This window comes from Streptomyces swartbergensis, assembly GCF_002148965.1.
Lineage (GTDB): Bacteria > Actinomycetota > Actinomycetes > Streptomycetales > Streptomycetaceae > Streptomyces > Streptomyces swartbergensis.
The window spans coordinates 1-7,433 of record NZ_NGFN01000402.1 but is presented as its reverse complement, the minus strand read 5'-3'; the positions used below and the strand labels follow the sequence as shown (position 1 = coordinate 7,433).

The 7,433-nt window shown below is 72.2% G+C and carries 5 protein-coding genes; 3 read left to right on the top strand and 2 right to left on the bottom strand.

Features of this window, described 5'->3' with window-relative positions:
* A partial coding sequence (locus CA983_RS37995; protein ID WP_086605274.1) for a thiolase C-terminal domain-containing protein occupies positions 1 to 938 on the bottom strand: 938 nt, incomplete at its 3' end.
* A gap of 110 nt (positions 939 to 1,048) precedes the next feature.
* Between CA983_RS37995 and CA983_RS37990 the strand changes: the two genes are divergently transcribed.
* A complete protein-coding gene (locus CA983_RS37990; RefSeq protein WP_244207271.1) occupies positions 1,049 to 2,659 on the top strand; it encodes a FadD3 family acyl-CoA ligase in 1,611 nt (536 codons plus the stop codon).
* Here CA983_RS37990 and CA983_RS37985 read toward each other — a convergent pair.
* The gene (locus CA983_RS37985) at positions 2,649 to 3,575 is read right to left on the bottom strand and encodes an SMP-30/gluconolactonase/LRE family protein (protein ID WP_086605272.1); all 927 of its coding nucleotides are present in this window, start codon (positions 3,573 to 3,575) and stop codon (positions 2,649 to 2,651) included. The genes CA983_RS37990 and CA983_RS37985 overlap by 11 nt on opposite strands.
* A 254-nt stretch (positions 3,576 to 3,829) precedes the next feature.
* Here CA983_RS37985 and afsR point away from each other — a divergent pair, with 254 nt between their 5' ends.
* On the top strand, positions 3,830 to 6,838 hold the full coding sequence (afsR, locus tag CA983_RS37980; protein WP_086605271.1) for an SARP-family global regulator AfsR: 3,009 nt from the start codon (positions 3,830 to 3,832) through the stop codon (positions 6,836 to 6,838).
* 208 nt (positions 6,839 to 7,046) lie between these two features.
* Entirely contained in the window at positions 7,047 to 7,232 is a 186-nt protein-coding gene (locus CA983_RS37975; protein ID WP_086605270.1) for a hypothetical protein, read from the top strand.
* Positions 7,233 to 7,433 lie beyond the last annotated feature (201 nt).

Here is a 7,433-nt window from a genome sequence, read left to right as displayed (position 1 = left end):
CCCTCGCCCCGCCCGCAGAAGCCGTAGCCCTCCAGGGACAGCAGGACCAGGGGCGTGAAGGCGTCGTAGATCTGCGCGACGTCCACGTCCTGGGGCGTCAGGTCGGAGTGCTTCCACAGGTGCCGGGCGGCGGTCCAGGCCGGTCCGGTGAGGGGGTCGTCGTTCCAGTAGTTGACCATGCCGTGGTGCTGGGCGGGGAGCGACTGGGCGGCGGAATGGACGTAGACGGGTTTCCGGCGGCAGTCCCGGGCGCGCTCGGCGGAGACGACGACACAGGCCAGTGCCCCGTCCGTCTCCAGGCAGTTGTCGAAGAGGCACAGCGGCTCGCTGATCCAGCGGGACGTCATGTACATCTCGCGGGTCAGGGGCCGGTCGAACATGATCGCGGCGGGGTTCTGGTTGGCGCGGTTCCGGCAGGCCAGGGCGACGTTGAACAGGTGATCGCGGGTGGCCCCGTACTCGTGCATGTAGCGACGGGCGAGCATGGCGATCTCGTCGACCGGCCTGAGCAGCCCGAACGGCCGGGTCCACTGGGCCGGGGTCGGCAGCTGGACGGCCGTGCTGGTCCAGGGCCGGGGACCGCTGCCCCGCTTGCGCGACCGCCAGGCGRCCCCGACGTTCGCCTGCCCGGTGGCGACGGCGGCGGCGAGATGGGCGACGGTGGCGCACGAACCGCCGCCTCCGTAGCCGACTTTGCTGAAAAAGGTGAGGTCCCCGAAGCCGCAGGCCTTCGCCAGCTCCACCTCGTCCGTCTCCTCCATCGTGTAGGAGGCGAGGGCGTCGACCTCGCCGGGCGCGATCCCGGCGTCGTCGAGGGCGGCCAGGACGGCACGGCAGGCGAGGGTGCGCTCGTCCTCGGGGAGCCGCTTGGCGAAGGGCGTCTGGCCTATGCCGACGATGGCGGTGGCGTCCTTGAGGCCGCCCGATCCTGCTGCCATGGTGCGCGCACCTCCGGGGCCGAACGGTCGCTGACAGGGCGTCAGGTTACCGATAATCTGACGGATAGTCAGCTCCTATGTCTTCGTCCTATGTCTTCGGGAGGCGCGCTGTGCGAGCGGATACGGAGTGGGGAAGCATCCCGGGGCTGGTGCGGACGGCGGCCGAGCGGTACGCGGACGCCGAGGCGGTCGTCGAGGGCCGCACCCGGATCACCTACGCGGAGCTGGGCGCCCGCGTCGAGCGCGCGGCGGCGGCCTGCCTGGCGCACGGCATCCGGCCGGGCGACCGGGTCGGCATCTGGGCGCCGAACACCCTCGACTGGATCGTCAGCGCCCTGGGCGCGGTCTCGGCGGGCGCGGTGCTCGTGCCGTTGAACACCCGCTTCAAGGGCGCGGAGGCGGCGGACGTCCTGCGCCGCAGCGGGGCGCGGCTGCTGTTCGTGACGGGCACGTTCCTCGGCACGTCGTACGTGGCGTCGCTGCGCAGGGCGGCGGGACAGGGCCCGGGTTCCGGACCACTGCCCGGCCTGCCGGACCTGGAGCACGTGGTGGTCCTCTCGGAGGACGCCCCGGCGGACTTCCTCACCTGGAAGGACTTCCTGGCGAGCGGAGAGGCGGTCGGGACGGCGGAGGTACGGGCGAGGGCGGACGCGGTCGACGGCTCCCGGCCCTCGGACCTCATCTTCACCTCGGGTACGACGGGCCGCCCGAAGGGCGCGGTCATCACCCACGCGCAGACGCTGCGGGCGTACGACATCTGGAGCGACCTGGCGGGCCTGACCCGGGGCGACCGCTACCTCATCGTCAACCCGTTCTTCCACACCTTCGGCTACAAGGCCGGGGTGATCGCCTGCCTGACGCGGGGCGCGACGATGATCCCCCAGCCGGTGTTCAACGTGAGCACGGTCCTGGCCAACATCGCGGCGGAACGGGTCTCCGTACTCCCCGGCCCGCCGACCCTCCTGCAGTCCCTCCTGGACCATCCGGCACGGGACGCGCACGACCTGTCGGCACTGCGCCTCGTGGTGACGGGAGCGGCGGTGGTGCCGCTGCGGCTCGTCGAGCGGCTGCGCGGGGAACTCGGCGTCGACACGGTCCTGACGGCCTACGGCCTCTCCGAGGCCGGCGGCATCGTCACGATGTGCCGGCGCGGCGACGACCCGGCGGTGATCGCGTCGACGTCGGGCCGCGCGATCCCCGGCACCCAGGTCCGGGTCGTGAACTCCCGGGGTGAACCCCTGGGACCCGGCACGCCGGGCGAGGTCCTGGTCCGCGGCTTCAACGTCATGACCGGCTACTACGAGGACGAGGCCGCCACCGCCGAGGTGCTGTCGGAGGACGGCTGGCTGCGCACGGGAGACGTCGGCGTCCTGGACGCCGCGGGCAACCTGCGCATCACCGACCGCCTCAAGGACATGTTCATCGTCGGCGGCTTCAACGCCTACCCCGCGGAGATAGAGCAACTCCTGGGCCTGCACCCGGACGTGGCGGACGTGGCGGTGATCGGCGTCCCCGACGCCCGGCTGGGCGAGGTCGGCAGGGCGTACGTCGTACGGCGCCCGGGCGCGCTGCTGACCGCCGACGACCTGATCGCCTGGTCCCGCAGGGAGATGGCCAACTACAAGGTCCCGAGGACGGTGGAGTTCGTGGCGGAGCTGCCCCGCAACGCGAGCGGGAAGGTCGTCAAGGGGGCGCTGCGGGACGGCCTCCTCAGCGGCTGACCGGCGGCAGCGGCGGGGTGCCGGTGACGGACATGACGAGGGAGTAGAGGGTGGTGTCGGCGGCGATGAACAGCCGGTTGCGCCGGGCGCCGCCGAACCGGATGTTGGCGACGGTGCCGGGCACGAGGATGCGCCCGAGGAGCGTGCCGTCGGGGTCGTAGCAGTGCACACCGCCGTGCATGGCGGCGGCCCACAGGCGCCCCTCGTCGTCGAACCGGATGTTGTCGAAGTTGCCGCCGCGGCACTCGGCGAAGACGTCGCCGCCGGTCAGGGTGCCGTTCGGCCGGACGTCGAAGACACGGATGTGGTTGGCCACGCTGTCCGACACGTACAGCTTGCGCTCGTCGGAGGAGAACACCAGCCCGTTGGGACCCTGGAACCCCTCGGCGGCCACTCGCACCTCGCCGCTGCCGGGGTCCACGCGGTACACGTTCCGGGCCCCGATCTCGCTCTCCGCGCGGTGCCCCTCGTAGTCGGTCGCGATCCCGAACTCGGGATCGGAGAACCACACCGACCCGTCGGACCTCACGACGGCGTCGTTCGGACTGTTGAGCCGCTTCCCCTTGAACCGCTCGGCGATCACGGTGACCGAGCCGTCGTGCTCGGTCCGGGTCACCCGCCGGTTGCCCTGCTCGCAGGTGATGAGCCGCCCCTGGCCGTCCAGGGTGTTGCCGTTGGGATACCCGGCGGGCGAGCGGAACACCCCGACGGCCCCGGTGGTCTCGTCCCACCGCAGCAGCCGGTCGTTCGGGATGTCGCTCCACAGCAGATACCGCCCGGCCGGCACGTACACCGGCCCCTCCGCCCACCGGCACCCCTCGAACAACGTCTCCAGCTTCGAGTCCCCGGCCTGACACCTGCCGGTGCGGAACCGCTCGTCGAGGGTCTCGTAGGTCTGGGGTTGCTCGCCGGGCATGGGGCGCCACCTTCACCGTCGGGCCGGGTGCTGATCTGCCGGAGCCACTATGACGCGACACGCCCACACATGTCCCGGCAACACTCGTCCATCCGGACACCGCAGAACGGTGGCGCGGTCCTCGGAAGCGGAGAGAGTGTGCGGACCTTGTGGACTACCGTGCGTCGCCCTGTGATCGGTGTCTCCCGCGGCTGACGTATCCGCCGTGCACAAGGCAAACTGGCGTGGTTGCTCAGGATGTCTAGGGGGACTGCATGGACGGTGTACCGGACGGTGTACCGCGCGTACCGGAGCAGCGGCGTTCCGACTCCTCGGCGGAGCCGCCGAAGTCGCCGAAGTCGCCGGAGTCGCCGGAGTCGAGGGGATCGACGGCGCGGGCCGGGCTGCGCTTCGGCGTGCTCGGACCGGTGCGGGCCTGGCATGGCGACGAGCCGCTCACCACCGGTTCCCCCCAGCAGCGCGCCCTGCTCGCCGCCCTGCTGCTGCGCGAGGGCCGTACGGCCACGGCAGCGGAGCTGATCGACGCCCTGTGGGGCGAGGAACCGCCCTCGCAGGCCCTGGCGGCGCTGCGGACGTACGCCTCCCGGCTGCGCAAGGTGCTGGACCCCGGTGTCCTGGTCAGCGAATCCGGCGGATACGCGATACGGGGCCTGGGCGACGGCGCCCTGGACCTCGCCGTCGCCCAGGACCTGGCGACCGAGGCGGAGAAGGCGCGGTCGGCCGGCGACCTCTGCCACGCCCGCGAGGTGCTGCGGCGGGCCCTCGCCCTGTGGGACGGGGAGACGCTGGCCGGCATACCGGGCCCGTACGCGGAGGCACAGCGCGTCCGCCTGGAGGAATGGCGGCTCCAACTCGTCGAGTCCCGGCTGGACATGGACCTGGAGCAGGGCTGCCACGCGGAGGCGGTCTCGGAGCTCACCGCCCTCACCGCGGCCCATCCGCTCCGCGAGCGGCTGCGCGAACTGCTGATGCTGGCGCTGTACCGCAGTGGCCGTCAGGCCGAGGCCCTCGCGGTGTACGCCGACACCCGGCGCCTGCTCGCCGACGAACTGGGCGTGGACCCGCGCCCCGGCCTCAGCGAACTGCAACAGCGGATCCTCCAGGCCGACCCGGGGCTCGCGGAGCCCTCCTCCCCGGCCCCCGAGCCCGCCTCGGTCCCGGTCCGCCCGGCGCAGCTGCCGGCGACGGTGCCGGACTTCACCGGCCGCTCCGGCTTCGTCCGCGAGCTCGGCGACATCCTGGCCTCGGCCGAGAACCGGGTCATGGCGGTCTCGGCCCTGGCCGGCATCGGCGGCGTGGGCAAGACGACCCTCGCCGTGCACGTGGCCCACCAGGCGCGCGGGGCGTTCCCGGACGGGCAGCTGTACGTCGACCTCCAGGGCGCGGGCGCCCGGGCGGCGGAGCCGGAGACGGTCCTGGGCTCGTTCCTGCGCGCACTCGGCACGGCCGACACGGCGATCCCCGACTCCCTGGAGGAACGCGCGGCGCTGTACCGCTCGGTCCTGGCCGGCCGCCGCGTCCTGGTCCTGCTGGACAACGCCCGCGACGCCGCCCAGGTACGCCCCCTGCTGCCCGGCACGGACGGCTGCGCCGCGCTGGTCACCTCCCGGGCGCGGATGGTGGACCTGGCGGGCGCCCACCTGATCGACCTGGACGTGATGGCGCCGGACGAGGCGCTGGCGCTGTTCACGACGATCGTGGGCGAGGAGAGGGTGGCGTCCGAGCGGAAGGCCGCCCTGGACGTCGTCGCGGCCTGCGGCTTCCTGCCGCTCGCGATCCGCATCGCGGCCTCCCGCCTGGCGGCCCGCCGCACCTGGACGGTGTCGGTCCTCGCGGCGAAGCTCGCCGACGAGCGCCGCCGCCTGGACGAACTCCAGGCCGGCGACCTGGCGGTGAAGGCCACCTTCGAGCTGGGCTACGGACAGCTGGAGCCCGCCCAGGCCCGCGCCTTCCGCCTGCTGGGCCTGGCCGACGGCCCGGACATCTCCCTCCCGGCCGCGGCGGCGATCCTCGACCTGCCCGTGGAGAACACCGAGGACCTCCTGGAATCCCTGGTGGACACCTCACTGCTCGAGTCGGCCGCTCCCGGCCGCTACCGCTTCCACGATCTGGTACGGCTCTACGCGCGTGCCTGTGCGGAAAGGGACGAGCAGCCGCCGAGCGAGCGGGGCGCGGCGCTGTCGCGGCTGCTGGACTTTTATCTGGCGTCCGCGGCGGGGGTGTACGCGATCGAGCGACCGGGAGACCGGCTGGTGGACCATCTGGCCGCGACCACGCACGAGGGGCTGTCCTTCGACACCAGGGAATCCGCCCTGGACTGGCTCTTCGGCGAGGCCGAGTGCCTGCTGGCCTGCGTCAGGCAGTCGTTGCCCGCCCCCACGCTCCGGCGGGCCGCCAGTCTCCTCCTGGTAGCGAAGGACCTCTCGGAGTCCGGCGCCAGCTCGCTCTCCTACGAGCGGGCCGCCACCGCGCTGTGCCGTGCGGCCGAGGAACTGGGCGACGCACACGCCGAGGCGCAGGCCCGAACGACCCTGGCGCAGGTGCACGTGCGCGCAGGGCGCTTCGACGAAGCGGCTGTCGAGGCGAGCAAGGCCATGTCCCTGGAGTCCGCCGGGGACCCGTGGTCCAGGTGCAACGCGCCTCTGGAGCGCGGCGTCATCGCCTTCTACAAGAAGCAGCTCGAAGACGCCGAGACCTATCTGAGTGTCGCGTTGGACAACTTCCGCGAGGACACCAACGCCCCGGGAGAGGCCAGCGCGCTGTGCAACCTCTCCCGTGTGCATCTGGCGCTGGGCAAGACCAGCACGGCGATCTCGCTCGCGGAGCAGGGCATAGAGATCTACGACAGTCTCGGAGCGGCCCTGCGACTGGCCAACGGCCGGTACGCCCTCGGGCTCGCCCTCACCGTCGCAGGCCGCTACGACGAGGCACTGGCGCAACTCACCGGGGCGCTGGACGTCTTCCGGGAGAACCGCCAGCCGCTCTGGGAAGGCGTGACGCACTTCCGTATCGCGGAGGTGCACCTCGCTGCCGACCGCCCCACGCTCGCCGCCGCCCACGCCGAACAGGCCATCGCCCTGCGCGGCATCGGCGGGGAGTGGCGTCGCGGAACGGTCCTCACCGTGCTGGGCAGGGCCCTGTCCGAGCTGGGCCAGCCCGACCGTGCCCGTGCCTGCTGGAACGAAGCCCTGACCATCTACGAGAAGCTGGGCTCCGCCGAGGCCTCCGAGGTCCGCGCACTTCTCAGTCCAGTGGCGCCCTGAGCGCGGATGATGAGCGGACGTTCATCGTTCGTTTATCGCCGCACGGCACTCTCTTGCTACCAGCCCGTCGCGTCGGGGGGCAGACGGTTTGGTGCACGGCCGTACACGTACGGTGTACCGGCCCATGGACGCTCGTCCGGCAACCCACGGGGGAGTTGCCGGACGGGCGTCCCTCGAACCGGCCATGTCACAGAGAGAGGTGCAGATCATGAGCGACACGGTCAAGCCCGAGGACACGCACATCTCCGGCGGGAAGGACGGGGACATCAAGCCCCTGGACACCCACATCTCCAGCGAGGAGGCGGACCCGGGCGACGTCAAGCCTCTCGACACCCACATCTCCAGCGGCACCGCGAAGCCGCTGGACACGCACATCTCGGACGAGAAGGCCTGACCGACCAGGTCCGACGGGGGACTGCGGGGAGATCGGCCGCGGCGGCGCGGAGGGGGAGCCGTCGCGGCCGATGCGTGTCCGGACGCTGGTGCGGCCGGAGTTGGAGCGGTTGGGCCAGGGGGCCAGGAGTAGGCCCAGGTAGCGGGGCCGGTACATGCCCAAACGCTCCAGTCCCCCGGATACGGCAAGGGGGTCTGCCCG

Bases quoted from the DNA above. Each gene is read 5' to 3' on its own strand.
- CA983_RS37985 (WP_086605272.1), bottom strand. From the start codon at position 3,575: ATGCCCGGCGAGCAACCCCAGACCTACGAGACCCTCGACGAGCGGTTC.
- CA983_RS37975 (WP_086605270.1), top strand. From the start codon at position 7,047: ATGAGCGACACGGTCAAGCCCGAGGACACGCACATCTCCGGCGGGAAG.
- afsR (WP_086605271.1), top strand. From the start codon at position 3,830: ATGGACGGTGTACCGGACGGTGTACCGCGCGTACCGGAGCAGCGGCGT.